This is a genomic window from Leuconostoc sp. S50 (assembly GCF_016624925.1).
In the GTDB taxonomy this organism is placed as follows: domain Bacteria; phylum Bacillota; class Bacilli; order Lactobacillales; family Lactobacillaceae; genus Leuconostoc; species Leuconostoc pseudomesenteroides.
In genome coordinates, this window is the sequence record NZ_JACVUE010000001.1 from 261417 (window position 1) to 281565 (window position 20149).

22 protein-coding genes are annotated in these 20149 nt (G+C 39.6%); 17 read left to right on the top strand and 5 right to left on the bottom strand.

The genetic code is table 11. From position 1 onward, the window contains the following. Positions 1-6: 6 nt before the first annotated feature. Positions 7-966, top strand: coding sequence for a thioredoxin-disulfide reductase (trxB, locus tag IAE53_RS01170; RefSeq protein WP_139967306.1), 960 nt, complete (start codon positions 7-9; stop codon positions 964-966). A 76-nt stretch (positions 967-1042) separates the two neighbouring features. Here trxB and IAE53_RS01175 read toward each other — a convergent pair whose 3' ends face one another. Genes IAE53_RS01175 through IAE53_RS01185 form a run of 3 tightly spaced genes read right to left on the bottom strand, consistent with a single transcriptional unit; the run spans position 1043 to position 3236 of the window. Further along, a complete protein-coding gene (locus tag IAE53_RS01175) occupies positions 1043-1426 on the bottom strand; it encodes a VOC family protein (protein WP_148423094.1) in 384 nt (127 codons plus the stop codon). Positions 1427-1483: 57 nt separating this feature from the next. Then, positions 1484-2218, bottom strand: a complete 735-nt coding sequence (locus IAE53_RS01180; RefSeq protein WP_188352768.1) for a fructose permease — start codon at positions 2216-2218, stop codon at positions 1484-1486. Between the two features lies 1 nt (position 2219). Continuing rightward, a complete protein-coding gene (locus IAE53_RS01185) occupies positions 2220-3236 on the bottom strand; it encodes a zinc-dependent alcohol dehydrogenase family protein (protein ID WP_004913310.1) in 1017 nt (338 codons plus the stop codon). 148 nt (positions 3237-3384) lie between these two features. Here IAE53_RS01185 and IAE53_RS01190 point away from each other — a divergent pair, with 148 nt between their 5' ends. The 5 genes from IAE53_RS01190 to IAE53_RS01210 all read left to right on the top strand — a co-directional run bounded on the left by IAE53_RS01190 (position 3385) and on the right by IAE53_RS01210 (position 8755). Beyond that, on the top strand, positions 3385-4365 hold the full coding sequence (locus tag IAE53_RS01190) for a LacI family DNA-binding transcriptional regulator (RefSeq protein WP_147651292.1): 981 nt from the start codon (positions 3385-3387) through the stop codon (positions 4363-4365). 26 nt (positions 4366-4391) lie between these two features. Next, positions 4392-5051 (top strand): DedA family protein, encoded by a 660-nt coding sequence (locus tag IAE53_RS01195; RefSeq protein ID WP_148423093.1) that lies wholly within the window; start codon positions 4392-4394, stop codon positions 5049-5051. A gap of 40 nt (positions 5052-5091) precedes the next feature. Further along, positions 5092-6792, top strand: coding sequence for a phospho-sugar mutase (locus tag IAE53_RS01200; RefSeq protein ID WP_148423092.1), 1701 nt, complete (start codon positions 5092-5094; stop codon positions 6790-6792). 123 nt (positions 6793-6915) lie between these two features. After that, positions 6916-7275, top strand: a complete 360-nt coding sequence (gene rplS, locus IAE53_RS01205) for a 50S ribosomal protein L19 (protein ID WP_010281387.1) — start codon at positions 6916-6918, stop codon at positions 7273-7275. A 124-nt stretch (positions 7276-7399) separates the two neighbouring features. Continuing rightward, a complete protein-coding gene (locus tag IAE53_RS01210) occupies positions 7400-8755 on the top strand; it encodes a gluconate:H+ symporter (RefSeq protein WP_031941073.1) in 1356 nt (451 codons plus the stop codon). A 323-nt stretch (positions 8756-9078) separates the two neighbouring features. Here the strand turns inward: IAE53_RS01210 and IAE53_RS01215 are convergent, their stop codons facing one another. Beyond that, positions 9079-9780: a YslB family protein gene (locus IAE53_RS01215; RefSeq protein WP_010281391.1), complete on the bottom strand. Its 702-nt coding sequence runs from the start codon at positions 9778-9780 to the stop codon at positions 9079-9081. A gap of 86 nt (positions 9781-9866) precedes the next feature. On the opposite strand from IAE53_RS01215, the gene murI reads away from it, so the two are divergent. The 9 genes from murI (at position 9867) to IAE53_RS01260 (ending at position 17336) form a co-directional block, all read left to right on the top strand. Further along, on the top strand, positions 9867-10706 hold the full coding sequence (gene murI, locus IAE53_RS01220; RefSeq protein ID WP_200135801.1) for a glutamate racemase: 840 nt from the start codon (positions 9867-9869) through the stop codon (positions 10704-10706). Beyond that, positions 10703-11305 carry an XTP/dITP diphosphatase gene (locus IAE53_RS01225; protein WP_200135802.1) on the top strand — a complete coding sequence of 201 codons (603 nt, stop codon included), beginning with the start codon at positions 10703-10705 and terminating at the stop codon, positions 11303-11305. Before murI ends, IAE53_RS01225 begins: the two co-directional genes overlap by 4 nt. 28 nt (positions 11306-11333) lie before the next feature. Further along, positions 11334-11870: a YfcE family phosphodiesterase gene (locus tag IAE53_RS01230; RefSeq protein ID WP_148423088.1), complete on the top strand. Its 537-nt coding sequence runs from the start codon at positions 11334-11336 to the stop codon at positions 11868-11870. A gap of 86 nt (positions 11871-11956) precedes the next feature. After that, positions 11957-13015 (top strand): Holliday junction branch migration DNA helicase RuvB, encoded by a 1059-nt coding sequence (gene ruvB / locus IAE53_RS01235; RefSeq protein WP_010281405.1) that lies wholly within the window; start codon positions 11957-11959, stop codon positions 13013-13015. Next, entirely contained in the window at positions 13012-13872 is an 861-nt protein-coding gene (locus IAE53_RS01240; protein WP_188352764.1) for a metallophosphoesterase family protein, read from the top strand. Before ruvB ends, IAE53_RS01240 begins: the two co-directional genes overlap by 4 nt. A gap of 2 nt (positions 13873-13874) precedes the next feature. Then, the gene (gene queA, locus IAE53_RS01245; protein WP_200135803.1) at positions 13875-14936 is read left to right on the top strand and encodes a tRNA preQ1(34) S-adenosylmethionine ribosyltransferase-isomerase QueA; all 1062 of its coding nucleotides are present in this window, start codon (positions 13875-13877) and stop codon (positions 14934-14936) included. 15 nt (positions 14937-14951) lie between these two features. Beyond that, positions 14952-15866, top strand: coding sequence for an alpha/beta hydrolase (locus IAE53_RS01250; protein WP_200135804.1), 915 nt, complete (start codon positions 14952-14954; stop codon positions 15864-15866). Positions 15867-16017: 151 nt separating this feature from the next. Continuing rightward, positions 16018-16608: a Holliday junction branch migration protein RuvA gene (gene ruvA / locus IAE53_RS01255; protein WP_031941075.1), complete on the top strand. Its 591-nt coding sequence runs from the start codon at positions 16018-16020 to the stop codon at positions 16606-16608. A 95-nt stretch (positions 16609-16703) separates the two neighbouring features. Then, the gene (locus IAE53_RS01260) at positions 16704-17336 is read left to right on the top strand and encodes a deoxynucleoside kinase (RefSeq protein WP_010281416.1); all 633 of its coding nucleotides are present in this window, start codon (positions 16704-16706) and stop codon (positions 17334-17336) included. A 77-nt stretch (positions 17337-17413) separates the two neighbouring features. Here the strand turns inward: IAE53_RS01260 and mscL are convergent, their stop codons facing one another. Next, on the bottom strand, positions 17414-17794 hold the full coding sequence (mscL, locus tag IAE53_RS01265) for a large-conductance mechanosensitive channel protein MscL (protein ID WP_010281419.1): 381 nt from the start codon (positions 17792-17794) through the stop codon (positions 17414-17416). A 166-nt stretch (positions 17795-17960) separates the two neighbouring features. Between mscL and IAE53_RS01270 the strand changes: the two genes are divergently transcribed. After that, positions 17961-19421: an ABC transporter permease gene (locus IAE53_RS01270; RefSeq protein ID WP_200135805.1), complete on the top strand. Its 1461-nt coding sequence runs from the start codon at positions 17961-17963 to the stop codon at positions 19419-19421. A gap of 33 nt (positions 19422-19454) precedes the next feature. Next, complete coding sequence (locus IAE53_RS01275) at positions 19455-20114, top strand: ABC transporter ATP-binding protein (protein ID WP_188352760.1); 660 nt, start codon at positions 19455-19457, stop codon at positions 20112-20114. Positions 20115-20149: the final 35 nt, after the last annotated feature.

Here is a 20149-nt window from a genome sequence, read left to right on the forward strand (position 1 = left end):
GTAATGATGCCAGAAAATATTAAAATATATGATGTTATTATCGTTGGAGCAGGTCCTGCCGGCATGACAGCAGCTACCTATGCTTCACGTGCCAATTTATCAGTTCTAATGCTTGATCGCGGTATTTACGGTGGGCAAATGAATAATACGGCAGAAGTTGAAAATTATCCTGGTTTTGATTCGATTTTAGGCCCCGACTTAGCTGAAAAAATGTATTCATCATCAACACAATTTGGTGCTGAATATGGTTTTGGGACAGTCGAACGTGTTGAATTAAAGGATGACTTGAAGTATATTCATACTGACATGGACGATTATGTTGCCAAAGCGGTTATCATCGCGACGGGCTCCGAGCATATTCATTTAGGAGCCGATGGCGAGGAAGAATATCAAGGTCGTGGCGTGAGTTATTGTGCAGTCTGTGATGGTGCGTTTTTCCGTGATGAGGATGTAGTTGTTGTTGGCGGTGGAGATTCGGCAATTGAAGAAGGACTTTATCTAACTAACCTGGCAAAGTCTGTTACTGTTCTACATCGCCGTGATAAATTGCGTGCCCAACAAATTATTCAAGATCGGGCATTTGCGAACCCAAAGATGTCATTTATGTGGCATACAGAAGTAGAAGCGATTACTGGTGATAATGACAAAGTCACAGGACTTGATGTTATCAATAATCAAACAAAGGAAAAATCGCATATTGATGCAGCTGGTGTCTTTATTTATGTTGGCTTAAAAGCAAACACTCAAGGGTTTGAAAATCTAGACATTACTGACTCTGAGGGATGGATATTAACTGATGATAAGATGCAGACGACAATTCCTGGCATTTTTGCAGTAGGAGATGTCAGAGTCAAAGATTTGCGTCAGATTACAACAGCTGTTGGTGATGGCGGCTTGGCTGGACAAGGAGTTTATGACTACATCAGCCATTTACAAACTGCTGTTCAAACAACTACAACTGACTGAAAAATGCGCACAGTAATGTGCGCATTTTTTGTCGATTTAATTATAGAATTAAAAAGCGCCTTTTGGCGCTTTTTGCTTATTTAACTATTTCGCAAAACTCTACAATAACGCCATCTGGTCCTTGCAAGTTAAAGAATTTAATTCCTTTTTCCCAAAATGGTAAATGTTGCACTTCCGTGTTAAGCAAATCAAACCCTTCTGCCTTTGCTGCCGAAAAAGCAGCATCAGCATCAGTTGTATCCATTGAAATATGATTGATTGCACCTGGTTTACCAACAACTTCATCTCCGGCCCAAGTTTCGATGACTAAGTTGTCACGCTGCATGAAGATAACTTTACCAGCAGGAAAATCGCCAGTTTTTTTAAATCCCAATTTTGTCCAAAAAGCCTCTGATTGTGTCAAAGATGATGTGGGAATACCAATGTGTTGTACACCACTATAATAATCTGAAAATGCCATAATAATACCTTTCTAGTAGAATTGCTACTGATATGTTCATTTTACGTAATAATTGCGTTAATTACCAACATCTATTGCCTGATGCTTTAAATTCTTAAAGACGTACTTGTCCGCGATTCCTGTGATGCCACCCTGGAATAGGAATGCAAAAATAGTTCCTAACCCGAAATTATACAAATTAGGGAAAGTGATCACAAAGGCAATAATTGCAAAAATCGTTGGCGGAATATAGGACGCCCACATAGCCTTGAAAGCCGACCCGTGAAAATATTTGAAACGTAAAATTTGCATCAAATCATCGGCAGGGTGTAACACTAAATTCACACGTTGATAAATCGAAATAGCAACGGCGATTAAGCCAACACCAATAAAATTAATTACTGTATACAATACAGTTGCTGCTACTGAGTTAGCATTTGGCATAATTTGATTGAAAATATTTGAAAACCATTGAATAAAAATTGAAAATGGTAACATAAACAAGAAATTACCAATGATACGATGCCAATCTAACTTTTTCATTAATAACGCATTCAGGAATGAAATAAGCATGCCAAGAACTAAAAATGCCCAAAACAGGACAAGTGAATTATTTCCTAATAAAGCTTGACCTAGATTAGCCTCTGCGGCAGTCCAATAAGCTGATCCCAAAAAAGCGGGTTTTATATGTGAAGCTGTGACGAGCGTCAAAACATTTCCCATCGCATTTAAAATCAATGAGATGACAAAAAACATAAGTGATTTGCTCATTGAAATGCTTCGCGGATTATGATGTTGCGCGTTTTGTGCCATTTTATGCCTCTTCGCCACCAACCTTAACGACTGCCTTTGAAACGACACCTAACTTACCATTCACGAAGTCATCAACAGTCTGGTAATCTAATTCGTGTGACATTAGCGATTCGACGTCTAACTTGCCTGATGATAACAATGCCAATGAGTCTTCAAATGCGTTTGGATTGATAAATGATCCTTGAATCGTCAATTGCTTTTGGAAAACTTCGTAAGTGTTCATTTGGAACTTTGCGTCGGGACCGCCAACACCAAACATCAAAACCTGAGCGCCACGAGCTGAGGCTTCAATTGCGGCTTCTTGTGTCTGTGGTAGGCCAACTGCTTCAACAACAACATCGTAAGTGCCTTCGGGAATTTTGTCCCCATCTTTTGTATTATACGTATTTTTCACGCCAAACTTTTCTTTGTTCATAGCAAGCTTTTCAGGAACAATACCAGCCAAATCGACTTGGTGAATGCCATAAGCTTGCAAAATTTGAACAAAGAGTTCACCCATGAAGCCGTCCCCAATAACCAATGCCTTTTGGTAAGGTGTCACTTTAAGAAGTTGAATACCGTGAACCGCACATGAAATCGGCTCAACCACCGCAGCTGACTTAAGTGAAACATTATCTGGAATTTGGTAAACAACTGATGCGGGCGCAGTAAAGTATTCTTCAAAGCCACCGTTGCGTGTTACACCAACTGCAGACAAGTTTTCGCAAAGCTCTGGACGTGCTGTACGGCAATACTTGCATTGACCACAGTAAATATTGGGATCAATTGTGACACGATCACCCACCGCAACGTTTGTAACATCAGAACCAATTTCAGCTACAACACCAGAATTTTCATGCCCCAGAACGATTGGTGGCACAGCATCGGCTGAGCCAGGAAGACCGGCATACAAAGCGTGATCAGTACCGCAAATACCAGCGAATGCTGTATGAATCAACACTTCATTCGGCTTTACCTCAGGCTTTTCAATGTTTTCAACCTCTAATTTTTTTGTACCAGTTAACACAAGTGCTTCCATGTTTGTTCTCCTTTTTACTTTGTGATTAAATTAACTTACGAGGACAATGGTAAACCTTTAACAAGATAAAGTCAAACGTTTATCACATTTATTTTAGTAAGGGGAGTAGACCATGTGATAGAATATTAAGAGAGTATGGAGGATTGCAATGGTAGCAAAATTAAGTGATGTCGCGGCGTTGGCGGGTGTTTCAGTAACAACGGTATCGCGTGTCATCAATAACTATGGTTCATTGAGCCAAAAAACAATTAATAAAGTTCACGAAGCTATGCGAGAGTTGCACTATCAGCCTAATGCCATGGCTCGTTCGCTGCAAGGAAAATCATCGCAATTTATTGGATTGATTTTTCCAAACATGGAAAACCCTTTTTTTACAGCTTTAGCCAGCGAAATTGAACAACAACTATTTGAGCTAGGATATAAGGTCATTATTGCAACTTCAGCTAATAATGTTGAAAAAGAGCGTCAGTATCTTCAAATGCTTGCCGCAAATCAAGTTGAAGGTATTATTACTTCTTCACATAATTTGGGTATTGGTGAGTATCAAAACACCTATTTACCAATTGTTTCTTATGATCGATATTTGGCGGATAATGTGCCAATTGTAAGCGAGGATAATGAACAAGGGGGCTACTTAGCTGGCGAGTATTTGTTGTCTACTGGGGCAAAAAAGCTGTTAATGCTGAGCGATGATGATGGCTCAGAATCACCAACTCATCAACGATATGCAGGATTTTTACGCGCTACACGACAGAATTCTATTCCTGTTGTCAGACAAAATTATAGTTTACAAGGGTTTGCTACAAATAAAGACATCAACAATATGGTGTCTTATATCGTTGAAAATGGTATTGAGGGGGTCTTTGCCTATAACGACGTGGCTGCTATTCAACTAGAAAATGCGCTGCAGAGAGCAGGTAAAAAAGTGCCAGAGGATATTAACATTATTGGGTACGATGGTACGCCAATTGTTCGACGGTTGCATCCAAATTTGCCAACAATTGTGCAGCCGATTGCGGCGGCCGCATCACAATTGATAGAAGTATTGTTTGCACTGATTAAAACACCAAGAACGACTGTGCCAACTGATAGTTTGTTGCCAGTGTCACTGTATTTACCAAAAGACTAACTTTTGGCGACATTTCGGAGGGGAAAATGTTTCTAAATTCAATCACTACATTGCCCAACTGGCTAGATCATTTAATTGCCAGTGATCAACACTTCACATTAACGGCATTTGCCATCATGTTTGCCTTGATATTCATTGAAACTGCTGGGATTGTGACAGGTTTTATTCCTGGTGATACTATTTTGATTACAGTAGGTAGCTTGGCTGGTGCCCATCACAATATTTGGGAATTATTTTTGGCGATTGGTATTTTTGCGATCGCTTCGTTTTTAGGAGATGCTGTTAATTATTGGTTGGGGGCATTGATTACGACACAAGTAGCTAAAATACCTTGGATTAAAAAATATTCACACAGTAACTTGACTGATGAAATTGCTAAAGATTTTCATCCTAAAAGATGGTTGTTATTCGTTGTATTGGGTCGTTTTTTGCCATTTATTCGTGTTGCTGTCCCATTGCTAGCACATCGGTTGGGGTTAGCTTTTCCAGTTTATTTACGAATGGCTGCCTTTGCTAGTGTTTTGTGGTCAGCCAGTATTGTCTCAATTGGTTATTTTGTCGGTCATTTGGAGATACCAAAGGCAGTGACTCTGACCATTTTTATCGTAATTGCTGTGATAGCAATTACTGTTTTGCGTACGAAAAAGTTTAGAAACTGGATTTTGACATTGTTCACACGGAAATAATTTTGTTATAATTTAAGAAAATGGGAAAAGAAGGTTAATCATGAGTTATCAAGAAAAATTGGCACAGTGGCAATCGGCGAATTTGCCTGACTATCTAGCTTCTGATTTGGCATCATATTCAGCTGAAGAGCAGGAAGATGCTTTTTATCAAAACTTGAGTTTTGGTACGGCGGGTATGCGTGGCCTACTTGGTGCTGGTACTAATCGCATGAACATTTATACTGTTCGTCAGGTGACTGAAGCATTGGCACGTTATATTGCTTCGCAAGGGGAGACAGCAAAACAGCGTGGCGTGGCAATCAGTTTTGATTCTCGTCATTTTTCTCCTGAGTTTGCGGCAGATGCTTCACAGGTACTTTCTGCACATGGTATCAAGAGTTATTTGTTTACATCATTGCGTCCAACACCTGAACTATCATTTGCTGTGCGCGAATTGAACGCGTTTGCCGGTATCATGATTACTGCTTCACATAATCCTAAAGAATACAATGGTTATAAGGTGTATGGTGAAGATGGTGGCCAAATGGTTCCCGACGCTGTTTCAGCAGTTGTGAAAGAGTTGGAAGGTATTGCTGATATTTTTGATATCTCATTGGATGAGACAAGCGCCAATGTTCAAATGATTGATGACGATATTGATAACCTTTACTTATCAAAAATGAAAGCAGTAACAGTTGATCCTGAACTAGTAGCACGTGAGGGGGCTTCACTCAAATTTGTTTATTCACCACTTCACGGCACTGGTCAGTATATTGGTGAAAAGGCTCTTCAACAGGCTGGTTTCACTAACTATACTGTCGTTAAAGAACAAGCTGTCATTGACGGTGATTTTCCGACGGTCAAAAAGCCCAATCCTGAAGATGCAGCAGCTTTAACACTTGCGATTGAATATGCAAAGCGCGAAGGTGCAGATGCGGTGGTCGCGACTGATCCTGACGCCGATCGGATGGGTGCCGCGGTTAAGTTGGCGGATGGTAGTTTCCAAGTGCTTACAGGCAATCAAATTGCTGCTGTATTAGTCAATTATCTCTTGACGGCGAAGAAAAATACGAACTCATTGCCTGAAAATGGCGCCATTGTGACGTCAATTGTTTCATCAAGATTTGCATCAACTGTTGCTGAAAGCTTTGGCGTTGAGACTGCGGACGTGTTGACTGGATTTAAATATATTGCAGCAACAATTGATGAATACGAAGCAACAAAATCACATGAGTTTTTGTTTGGATTTGAAGAGAGTTTCGGCTATTTGGTAAAGCCCTTTGCTCATGATAAAGACGCAATTCAGGCACTAGTGTTATTTGCTGAAGTCGCGGCATACTATAAGTCACAAGGCAAAACATTTGCCGATGGTGTTCACGAATTATTTGAAAAGTTTGGTTACTTTGAAGAAAAAACCATTAGTTTGGACTTTCCGGGTATTCATGGTAACGATGAAATGGCAGCCATCATTTCTGAATTCCGAAATAATCAACCAGACGCGATTGGCAGCGTCAGCGTAGCGCGTGTACAGGATTTCTTGTCTTCACTAGAAACTGATAACGCAGGTGCAACGCTCACACTCAAGCAACCAAAAGCTAATGTTTTGAAATATTGGCTAGCAGATGGTTCATGGGTTGCGGTTCGACCTTCCGGTACAGAACCAAAACTAAAGTTTTATATTGGCGTCGTTTCCGATACACAAGCAATATCGCAAGCTAAAATTGATAAAATTGCAAGTGATTTAATGACCCGTGCTAAGTAACACTGGACATAGGGCACTGTGTCTGATATACTGTTGTATGGCTAATAATTGCCATATTAACGACAATCCGCTGTGCGTTTAGCCTACGGGCAAGTGCAAGATTGTCGAATAGGAGAATGACCAATGCGTCAAAATAGTATTTTAGAAAATGTAACATCAGCACAATTGCGTACTGATATTCCTGAATTCCGTGCCGGTGACACTGTTAAAGTGTATGCTAAGATCGTTGAAGGTTCACGCGAACGTATTCAGTTGTTTGAAGGTGTTGTGATCAAGCGCAAGGGTGCTGGTATCCAATCTACTTACACTGTTCGTAAGATTTCTTCAGGTGTTGGTGTGGAACGTACTTTCCCATTGCACTCACCACGTGTTGACAAGATTGAAGTTGTTCGCTTTGGTCAAGTTCGCCGTGCAAAGTTGTACTACTTGCGTGCATTGCAAGGTAAGGCAGCTCGTATTAAAGAACGTCGTCGCGACGTTTAAATTACTGAAAAAAGCATCTCCATGTGAGGTGCTTTTTTTTGCGACAAAATTTAACCACAAATATGAATTGTGTGATAAAATGAAAGCGGTTACAGAAAATAACATATTGTTTAGGAGAATGCTTATGATGTCATTTGTTGTTTTAGGATTGGGCATCCTATTTTTATTAGTCTTGATTATCAAGTTTAAGATTAATACTTTTATTTCACTGATTTTAACTGCTGCTCTAGTTGGCGCGGGATTAGGTATGCCACTGGATCAAATTCCCACTTCAATTCAAAATGGTATTGGTTCATCCCTTGGTGAATTGGCCATTGTGTTTGGTTTTGGTGCAGTACTAGGAAGATTAGTCGCTGATGCCGGTGGTGCTTATCGTATTGCACACACACTGATTGCTAAATTTGGAAAAAAGCGTGTTCAGTTAGCAATTATGGTCGCGGCTTTTATCATAGGTATTGCGTTATTCTTTGAAGTGGGCATGGTGTTATTGATTCCGATTGTTTTTGCGATTGCTTTAGAAGCTTCAGTGCCGTTACTTTATCTTGGTATTCCAATGGCTGCTGCTTTGTCAGTAACGCACGGTTTTTTGCCGCCTCATCCAGCACCAACAGCGATTGCGGGGGCACTAGGTGCTAATCCGGGAACTGTATTAGTGTATGGCTTAATCGTGGCCATTCCGGCTGCTATTATTGCGGGACCGATTTTTACAAAATTAGCACAGAAATTTGCACCAGATGCTTTTGTAGTTAAAAAGCAATTAACGGCATTTGGGCAACAAAAGACTTTTCAAATTAATGAGACACCCAGTTTTGGTATTTCAGTTTTGACGTCATTGTTTCCTGTTTTATTAATGGGAATTACGACCATTTACACAATTATCTACAATGATGGTCAACCTTTTAAAAACCCGAAGGGAATTGACGCTTTCATTACTATGATTGGAAACCCGGTTGCTGCAATGATTATTTCTTTGGTATTTGCTTTGTGGGCAATGGGATGGCATCAAGGTCGTGCTACAAAAGATATGATGGTAACGGTCGAAGATGCTGTTAAATCAATCGCTATGTTGTTATTGATTATTGGTGGAGGTGCTGCTTTCAAACAAATATTGATTGATGGTGGCATTTCAAAACAAATTTCCGATTTGTTTATTCATTCAGCAATTTCGCCTCTGATCTTGGCGTGGTTAATTACTGTATTATTACGTGTTGCATTGGGGTCTGCTACGGTAGCTGCCTTAACCGCGGCAGGGCTTGTCCAGCCGTTGATGGCGGCTTCAGGTATCAATCCCGCTTTGATGGTATTGGTCATTGGAGCTGGATCGTTAGCATTTTCACATGTCAATGATGCTGGTTTTTGGATGTTCAAAGAATATTTTGATTTAAATGTTAAGCAAACACTGCAAATATGGACTGTATTAGAGACAATCATTGCTGTCGTGGGACTGGGAATGGTTCTATTGTTGAATCTCATTGTGTAATTGTTAACTTATGTGACAAGTTTTAACGTAATTTTTCTGTAATGTTTTTGTCAAAATGTAGATACTCTTTTTGGTCATAGTTGGTCTATAATAGAAACATACTCAAATAACATTTGAGTTTCATTACTCCCCCCAGTAATGTTTCAATCAGTTCCCCCAATTACTGATTGAACACCGATAGCTTCGGCTATCAATTCCCTTGACCATCCCCCTCTTAGGTCAAGGGATTTTTTATTATAAAAAAATATAATAATAAAAACCACTAATTTAAACATGTACAAGCGGCTGGAAGAGGCACTGTAATGTATAAAAATTAGTGGTTTTTATTGATTCTTATTTGGATGAGAGGGTACATTGAATGGATCAATTTCTTCACCGGACAAAGCGCTCAGACTAGAGTGTTCCTCGGTGGGCATCAATGTGTCATCAAAATTAAAGGCTAAGAGGGAATCGGTAATTGATTGTTCGCGGGAGATGTCATCATCATTGCGAACCTCAATCATAGTAGCATTTTCTGTTGTATCGTGTGTTTTCTTTAAAAAAGTTTCACGAGCTGCAACGCGTTGCTTAATATCTTCGACATTAACTGTTTCGGTTAAGTCAGTTACGACTTCAAATGAAACGCCTTCATTTTTTTTGAGATACTTGAAATTTGCCTCAGCAATAGCACCAGTCTGAACTTCAAGCTGTTGTGCCAAAAACCCTGCTTCTAGACTAAAATCAGCATTCTTATTCAGACTAAGACGTTGCTTGACTAGATCACCAGTCAATTCCCAGCGCTGATTTTTACTATCTTGAGATTTGATTTCTAGATCGCCGAAAGCAGCATCAGCAAAAAATTCTTTGACAGAAGTTAAAGTGTCAGTTGGAAATTGGCGTGCAATCTCTTTTCCAGCCCAGTACAGAATGTGAGGATAGTCTTCTTGTAATAAATTAACGAGTAAACCATCGCGTAAAAGGCTGAGTGCGAAGCTATTGACTTGAAAATTTGTTCGTAAAATTTTATCGTAATCATTGATGTCCATAAGTGCGGTAATCCTTTCATTTCATTATACACAATTATGACTGTGAAATGCTTGCATTTTTAATTAAGCCGTTCATAATTAATAATATGAATAAAAATAATCCAATTGGGTTCATTGATTCTGGCATTGGTGGTTTAACTGTTGTTAAGGCTGCCCAAGAACAACTACCTAACGAACAATTTATGTATATTGGCGATACAGCACGTATGCCGTATGGTCCTCGGCCAGCTCAAGAAGTAATCGATTATACTTTTCAGATGGCCAATTTTTTGATTGAAACAAAAAAGATTAAATTACTGGTGATTGCCTGCAATACTGCGACGGCTCGAGCACTACCACTGTTACAGACCAAGTTACCAATTCCCGTCATTGGCGTAATTCAATCTGGTGCCGAAGCAGCAGTTCGCATGACTAAAAGTAACCATATTGGTTTAATTGCCACCCAAGGTACGGTAACAAGTGGTATTTATGAAAAAGAAGTGGCTAACTTGGCGCCGAATGTTATAGTGCAGGCCCAACCTGAACCTGATTTTGTTACGTTGGTGGAAGACGATGACTATGAATCCGCATACGCCCAAAAAATAGTGGCAGATCACTTAAGTCATTTTGGTGATGACACAGTTGATACGCTTATTCTAGGGTGCACACATTTTCCGCTCTTAGCACCATTTATACAGGTAGCAGTTGGAAATGGCGTTAAACTAGTTGATGCCGGTGCTGAGACAGTGAAGGTTGTTAGGCAATATCTTGATACATACAACCTGCATTCAGATGTTGTTCACGGACATGATCATGATATTTATCATACGACTGGTGATAAAGTAACGTTCCAGAAAATTGCGACGAACTGGTTGTCACGAGCACAGCCACTGGATGTTCGTCATTTAGTGATAACCAAGAATCATTTAGAGGATGAAAGCGTATGAAAAGATTGATCATTGCCAGTAATAATGAACACAAAATGCATGAATTAGAATCGATATTACGTGATATCAATGTTGATTTGAAAGTCGTACCGTTGCGGGAATTAGATAATGTGCCAGAAATCATTGAGGACGGTCTAACGTTTGAAGAAAATGCCACAAAAAAAGTTACCACAATCGCAAAAATCGCGCCTAATGACTATATTTTAGCTGATGATTCGGGTTTGACGATTGATGCTTTAAACGGCGAACCAGGTGTTTATTCTGCTAGATATGCAGGTGATCATGATGACGACGCAAATATAGAAAAAGTTTTCTCTAAGATGGGTGATACTACTAACCGCGCGGCACATTTTCACAGTGTAATTGTATTGTTATCGCCTAACAAGCAGCGGCTGGTCACCTCTGGTACCATTGATGGTGTTATTACAACGCAACGACATGGTGATAATGGATTTGGCTACGATCCCATTTTTTGGGTGCCACAGTTCAATCGAACTTTTGCTGAATTAACGGGTTCAGAAAAAAATGCTGTTAGTCATCGTGGCCTTGCGTTGCAGTCACTTGGCAAACAACTCCCACAATGGTTGGCAGAAAATTAAGTTTAGCAATGAAAGGATAATTCATATTATGAGTCAATTTTTAATCGTATCAGATATTCATGGTGATCGTGCTATCTTTTTAGATATTTTAAAGCAATGGCAATCACGGGTTGATGGTATTTTTTATGATGGTGATTCGGAACTACCTGCTGATGATAAAGTGTTTGAAGGCGTTTCTACCGTGATTGGCAATATGGATGATGATCCTGACTTCGTTGATGCACGCTCAACAACGATTGACGGCGTTACTTTTTTCCAAACACATGGTCATCTGTATGATGCTACTTCCCTACTAGGTTGGGCTAATTTACAGCAAATGAGCCGAGCGGCGGATGAAGCAAACGCGCAAGTAGTGCTTTTTGGTCATACACATAAAGAAGGTGCTGTCACTTACCAAGGTAAATTGTTTATCAATCCTGGTTCTACAACCATTCCAAAAGGATCACACGCTAACTTAGGCGGCACGTATGCTGTATTGTCAGTTAATGAGACTAAGTTTACAGTGACATTTTATAATCGTCGACATGAAGCTTTACCAGATTTAACAGTGATTGTCGCACGATAAGAGTAGCGTGTTGTTGTTCAAAAAAGCCATTGTATCGTCGATAGAATGGCTTTTTTACGTTGTGATAAACGTGTATAATAATGTGTATGACAGAAACAGAACCACAATTTAACCAATGGTATGAAGAAAATACTGAAGTTGATGAATTATTACGTGATGCAGAAGCAAATGAGGCGGAGCGTCATGACGAATTATCATTGAGACCACAATATTTACGAGAATATATTGGACAGACACCGCTCAAAGATGAGCTGTCTGTCTATATTGCTGCTGCCAAGCAACGAGAAGAAGCGTTAGATCACGTACTGTTATTTGGCCCACCAGGGCTAGGGAAAACTACGTTAGCGATGATTATTGCTAATGAAATGGGGGTTCATATCAAGACGACATCAGGTCCTGCTATTGAGAAGCCAGGTGATTTAGTGGCATTGCTAAACGAACTTGAGCCAGGTGATATTTTGTTTATCGATGAAATTCATCGGATGCCAACCAACATTGAAGAAATGATGTATTCGGCAATGGAAGACTATTTTGTTGATATTATGGTTGGACAGGGACCAACTGCTCGAGCAGTTCATTTTCCCTTGCCACCGTTTACGTTAATTGGTGCGACAACTAGACCTGGCATGCTATCCAAACCATTGCGGGATCGGTTCGGTATTATTAACGCGCTCCAGTTTTATACACCAGAAGAGTTGCAACATATTGTGGTCCGCACAGCCGATATTTTGCACGCGCCTGTTAAGCCAGAAGGAGCTTATGAAGTTGCCTTGCGGTCACGCGGTACACCGCGAATTGCCAATCGCTTATTAAAACGGGTAAGGGACTTTGCGCAAGTACAAGGGAAACAAGCAATTGACAAAGAAATTGTTAGAGTTGGTCTAGATAAACTACGTGTTGATAATCGTGGTTTAGACGAAACAGATCATAAATTTTTAGATACTATGATTGCCTATTATCATGGTGGACCAGTGGGATTAAATACAATTGCAGCTAACATTGGTGAAGAAGCCGAAACACTGGAGTCTATGGTTGAACCTTATTTATTGCAAATTGGTTTTTTGCAACGTACCCCGCGTGGACGGGTGGTGACGCAGGCAGCTTACGAACATCTTGGCGTACCTTATCAAGAGGAACTATCATGAATTTTATTATTTCTGATACGCATTTTAACCACGAAAAAATTTTATATTTTGATAAATCAAGAGCAGATGCGTTGCGGAACTTAGACATTGAGCCTACAGTTTCCAATATGGATCAGTATCTTGAAAACCAATGGAACGATACGGTAAACGATGATGATGTTGTGTATTTCTTGGGTGATTTAGGTATGTTTCGTAAGAAACAGGACTTTGTTGCACAATTGGCTCGTCTAAAAGGACAAAAAGTTTTTTTCAAAGGCAACCATGACCATTCTGATCAACTTAAAGCAGCCTTGAAGGCGCCTGAAACAAAACTCATTGAGGTGGTCGATACGGCAAAGACTATTAAAATAAATGGCATTCAGGTTTGGTTAAGCCATTACGCAATTGATTTGCCATATCCAATTTTGTCGGTGCACGGTCACATTCACGAAGCAGAGTACGAAAGCCCTAGTATGGTCAATTTATCGCTTGACTCTGTTTTGATGCAGCAATATCCTTTTGGTCAACCCTTGTCATTTGATAAGTTATGGCTGGAATTAAAAAAGCGGTTAGAAATGATTGAACAATCATATGCTATTGAGTCGGAAAATAAGCGATTTGACCGACAAGTCGAGCGGGCATTTGATGAAGTCATTACCATCAACAAACCGACACCCACACAACGTCATGAACTCGCTTTATTGGTTGAATATCTCAACAAGAATCATTTAACTTATGCAGACGTACTAGAGCGTTTTGACATACCGAACGTGAATAAACAGCTGTCACTTGATGAAAAAATGGCTGTTTCACAAACGGGATATGAATTTGAAAAAGCAACGGGGCTAGCTGGGAACAGCGGCGGAAAAGGAAACTAATAATGACTACAGAGAAACACTACACCTTATCAGATTTTGATTATGATTTACCGGAAGAATTGATTGCGCAAACACCGCTAAAACAGCGCGATGCCTCACGTTTGTTAGTTCTTAACGCAGAGACAGGTCAATATGAGGATAAGCATTTTTATGATATTTTGGACTATGTCAACGCTGGAGATGCAATTGTGATGAATAATTCACGAGTTTTACCGGCACGTTTACATGGAGCTAGACCAGAAACAGGCGGTCATGCCGAAGTATTATTATTGCGTCAAGATCATGGTGATGTTTGGGAAACGTTGGTGAAACCTGCAAAAAAATCACCAGTTGGTTCAACAATTGTTTTTGGGGATGACTTGGATAATCCGATTATGACAGCTACGGTCGTGGGTGAATTGGAGCACGGTGGTCGTTATATTGAATTCCATTACGATGGCATTTTCATGGAATTATTGGAGCAATTAGGTGAAATGCCGTTGCCACCTTATATTAAAGAAAAGTTAGATGACCAAGAGCGGTATCAGACTGTTTATTCAAAAGTAGATGGTTCCGCTGCTGCGCCAACTGCAGGGCTGCATTGGACGCCTGAATTATTAGACAAGGTTCGAGCTAAGGGAGTTAAAACAGTCGAGCTAACACTTCACGTTGGGCTGGGAACATTTAGACCAGTTGATGAAGAAAATATTGACGATCACAAAATGCACAGTGAGTTTTATCAATTAAGTCAAGAGGCAGCGGATCAATTGAATGAAGTGCGTGCTAATGGCGGACGTATTATTGCTACTGGTACGACATCAATCAGGACGTTAGAAACAATCGGGTCAAAGTTGGACGGTGACCTAAAAGCTGATTCTGGATGGACAGATATTTTCATTAAGCCTGGTTATCATTGGACTGTTGTGGATGCATTCATAACGAATTTCCATTTGCCTAAATCAACACTTGTTATGCTGGTGGCTGCTTTTACTGGCCGTGATAACATTCTGAATGCTTATGCACATGCTGTTGAAGATAAATATCGCTTCTTCAGTTTTGGAGATGCCATGTTCATTCACAAATAACAGGGGTATAAATGAATGAAAAAAAGAACAACAACGCTTTTAGCTGCGAGTCTGGCTTTAGGTGGTGCTATTCTTGGTACAAATCAACTTTTTAGAATGGCCACAGTAGCCAGTGAAAAAACAGTTGTGCCAGATGATGTGTATCCAGATAACGTTTTATTTGCTAATCAAGAAAGGTTTAATCGACTACCACGAGAAACTTGGACAATAACTTCGTTTGATGGTTTGAAATTGAAAGCGTGGTATGTTGCTAATCAGCACAGTGAAAAAACTGTCATTTTAAGTCATGGCTGGCGTATAACCAAAGCTAGAATGGCAACTTATGGTGATTTGTTTTACAGCTTAGGCTTTAACGTTTTAGTGCCAGATAATCGGGCACATGGCGAGTCGGGTGGTAAATTTATTGGGTTTGGTTATTTGGATCGCTTTGACTATTTGCAGTGGATTGATATGGTTTGTCAAAAAGATAAACAGCAGAAAATTGTTTTGATGGGCATGTCCATGGGCGCCACAACGGTTTTGTCTGTAAGTGGTGAAAAACTACCAAATAATGTCAAAGCCGTAATATCTGATTCGGCCTATACAAGCGCCTACGATGAACTCAGATATCAGGCTGGACATATGTTTCATTTGCCGGCATTCCCTGTTTTAAACGTTTTAAATTGGATGTCTGGTTGGCGGGCTGGCTTTCAGTATTCTCAGGCAGATGCCCGTCCTTTAATTGCAAAAAGCCAATTGCCAACGCTGTTTATTCATGGCTTGGCTGATGATTTTGTGCCGACCAAAATGGTTTATGAATTGATTAAACTGCATCACGGAGAGCATGATGTGTGGTTGCCGAAGGGCGCAGGGCATGTTGCTGCTTTTGAAGAATATCCGCAAGAATATATTGAACGAGTTGCTGCATTTTTGAAACAGCATGTATTATAGGTCGCGTTATGAAACGCTTTGTTTGGGTGGTAATTCAAGTAAGTTGATTCAATAGCTGATGTCAAGAAAAATTATGAAAAAACAGATAGTTTAATCTGCTAAGAACTAATTTTCTGATTGAATGACACTAATAGTGAAAGAGAGTATGAATATGTACGAATATATTAACGGATTAATTACGAATATTACACCAGCTTATATCGTGATTGCCTCACGGAGTGGCGTCGGGTATCGTCTTTACACTGCAAATCCTTATCGTTTTGAGGAGAATGTTGAATCACATGTTTATGTGCAACAAATTGTCAGAGAAAATGATATCAGCTTGTTTGGTTTTATTGATGCGAATGAAAAAGCGTTGTTTAATAAGCTATTAAATGTTTCTGGTATCGGACCCAAAAGTGCTTTGGCAATCTTGGCTAGCGCTGATGCTACTGGATTGATTAATGCGGTGGAGAATAACGATAGCGCATACTTAACGCAGTTTCCAGGTGTTGGTAAAAAAACTGCGCAACAAATTGTATTAGATTTAAAAGGAAAATTAGACGATTTAGCAGTTGAAAATAGTACGGCAACACCAGCCACAGCGACAAATGATTCTCGAGCACTTGATGACGCGCTTGAGGCACTTTTGGCATTGGGATATACTAAAAAAGATATTAAAGTCGTAGGTGAGCAATTAAGTCAAACGAGCGATTCGACAGATGGTTATATTCGATCTGGCTTAAAGATGTTAGTGAAATAGTTCGGCTTTTACTGTCAATACGTCCAACAATTGACCTTGTTATTTGGGCGTTTTTTTTGTATGATAGGTAGGCTAATAAATTATTGGAGGTCGTCATGGTGATTATTACTGCGGGCATGATCGGCGTTGGGAAAACGACATTAACAGGCTTAATTGCAGAGCATATGGGTACACAAGCGTTTTATGAACCAGTAGGTGATAATCCTGTGCTACCACTTTACTATTCAGATCCAAAACAATACGGCTTCTTGCTTCAAATTTATTTTTTGAATCGTCGTTTTGATATGATTAAACAAGCACTTGCAGATGACAACAATGTGTTAGATCGTTCTATCTATGAAGACGCTTTGTTCACTGAGGAAAATCATAAAGATGGTAATATTTCTGATGCTGAAATGGATGTCTATACGAGTTTACTTGATAATATGATGGCTGAACTGCAAAAAATGCCTAAAAAAGCACCTGACTTGATGGTATACGCAGAAACGGATTTTGACACCATTTTGTATCGCATTAAAAAGCGTGGTCGCAACTATGAGCAATTTGATAACAATCAGGGATTGCGTGATTACTATTTCAAGATGTGGTCGGCCTATCGTGATTGGTTTGATGCTTATGATGCTTCACCAAAACTTAAAATTGATTTACAAACATACGATTTGGAGCAAAAGGATAACCAACAGGTGATTCTAAACCAAATTGATGATGCTCTAAAAGCGATTCGTTAATATTGACACCATGTTGTGGTGTTTTTTTTTTGAACAAAAAACCTACCACGTTAATTGTGGTAGGTTAAAAGTATCTATTAAGCTTTTTTCTCTGTTTCCAATAAATTACGAATTTCTGTCAGAACTTCAAGCTCAGGATTAGCTTGAACGGCTTCCTCTTTGTTAGCTTTGAAGACGCGGTTAATCACTTTGACAAGTATGAAAACAACAAATGCTGTAATCAAGAAGTTAATCAAATCGTTTAAGAAAGCCCCATACTTGAAAGTTAACGTTTTGCTAATGACTAATTGTAGTTTGTCTAAGTCTGAATGACCACCAGTCGCAAAAGCAATGATTGGCCCAATCAGGTTGGTTGTCAATGACTTTACCAAACCAGTGAATGCACCACCAATGATAACACCAACTGCTAAATCTAGAACGTTCCCGCGCATAATGAAGGCTTTAAATTCTGATAACATAAAATATCCTCTAATCTTACTAATATAATGTAACTCTATCATACAGGATAACCGTTGATTTACCAACATATTAACAGTTTTGTTCATTTAATTTTCATTTAATTGATATAAGTTTAATTTTTGATTGATATATTGTCGTTATTAAGTAAGTTTAAGGAGTGTTATCATGGATTTTATCAAACGAGCTGGTTTGTATTTACGGCAAAAAATTGGTCGAACTTTACTCATTACCTTGGTGATGAGTGCGATTATGATCTTTGTTTTGGCGGGCATTATTATCCAAAATGCAGCGATTCAAGCAACTAATAGTGCTAAAAACGCCGCAGGAACCACTGTTACGTTGAGTGCTAACCGTGAGAAAGCTTTCGCAGCAATGCGAAAAAGTCAGGAAAGTGCATCATCATCGAGCAGCAGTTCCACAACTAGACCAAGTATTTCATTACCTGGGGTTAGTATAACCACTGCTGAAAAAATAGCTGCACTAAGCAACGTGGCAGGATATCAATTTAGCAATAGTGCTTCAGTAAATGCCAGCGGTTTCACAGCGATTACAACAACATCATCAAGTGGTGGTTTCAAAGGTGGACCTGCCGGTGATACTTCAACCCAGGGTGATATTACTATCAGCGGTGTTTCAACGACGGCCGCCGAAACTAATTTTAAGTCAAAAGCCTATACAATTACTTCTGGTCGAGGCATAACATCAGCAGATAAAAATACGAATAATGTGGTAATAGAAAGTGAATTAGCAACAAGCAACAAGCTAAAAGTTGGAGATACCATTAAAGTTAAAACAACTGCCACGACGTCTAAGACTTACGAAATGAAAATTGTCGGTATCTACAAAGCCAAGACAACTTCTGGCAGCGCGGCACAAGGTGGACCTGGCCAACAATCTGACCCATCTAATACTATTTTCAGTAGCTATACATTCGCCGGTACGGTAAATGGTGATAGCACCACAGTTACCAGTGTTGTGTACACATTGACAGACTCTTCTAAGGAAGCTGCCTTTACCAAAGCCGCTAAAAAGTTAGTCTCAAGTAGTTTCAGTTTAACTTCTAGTGCTGAGACCTATGCTTTGCTAATGAAACCAATGAAGAACGTTCAAAGTTTTGCTAATAAGATCGTTTGGGTTGTTGGTATTGCCGGTACAATTATTCTTGCATTAATTACTGTATTGATGATTCGTGAACGTCGTCATGAAATTGGCGTGTTAATGTCATTAGGTGAAAGTAAAGTTAAAATTGTACTGCAATTATTCTCTGAACTATTTGCAATATTGGTTGTTTCACTTGTCATTGCGGGTGTTGCTGGTAATTTTGTTGGTAATGCCGTGGGTAAGCAATTAGTTTCACAGCAAACAACAGCTACACAGACAACCACAGCCGGTGCTGGATTTGGTGGTGGACGTGGCGGTGGATCTGGTGCACCAACTGCTGGCGCTGCAAATCGCGGCACAATGACAGCAACGGGTAGTCAAGTACAAACCTTAAAAACAAAGTTAAGTGGCTCAGCCATGGCTGAACTCGGTGGATTAGGCTTGGGTATTATTGCTATCGCAGTTGTTGCAGGGTCAACACCAATCTTCCGATTGAAGCCAAAAAAGATTTTGTCAAATGAATAGAGTCTCACTTGAAACAATAAAAGGAGTTAGTCAATGACATTAGCAATTAAAAATTTGACACATCAATATAATGCGCAGGAACGTCCCTTATATGAAAATGTGAATATGACATTCGAGCCACGCACACTGTATAGTATTGTCGGTCAATCAGGTTCTGGTAAAACAACATTATTAAGTTTTTTGGCAGGATTGGACACACCATCTGAGGGAACAATTACTTTGGATGATCAGGATATCAAAGCCTATGGTTTAACGAAATATCGTAACCAAAAGGTGGCCATTATATTTCAAGCATACAACCTTTTGAATTATATGACCGCAACTCAAAATGTTGCCTCAGCGTTGTCAATGACAAAATCAAAACATACTGGTGATAAAGAATATATATATAGTACGCTCAATAAGTTAGGCATTGATCGATCACTAGCTGATAAAAACGTGCAACAATTATCTGGTGGGCAACAACAACGTGTAGCGATTGCTAGAGCTTTGGCAGTCGATGCAAAAATTGTCATTGCTGATGAGCCGACTGGTAACCTAGATGAAGAAAATACACAAGAGGTAATTAGCATATTTCAAGAACTGGCTCATGAAGTTGGGAAAACAGTCATTATTGTTACCCACGAACCAAACGTTGCCAAAGCTGCTGATATTCAAATCAGTCTCAAAAATCGGCAGTTTACAGTTGTTTGAATCTACTATCAAACGTATCATATTTCGTTAATGTT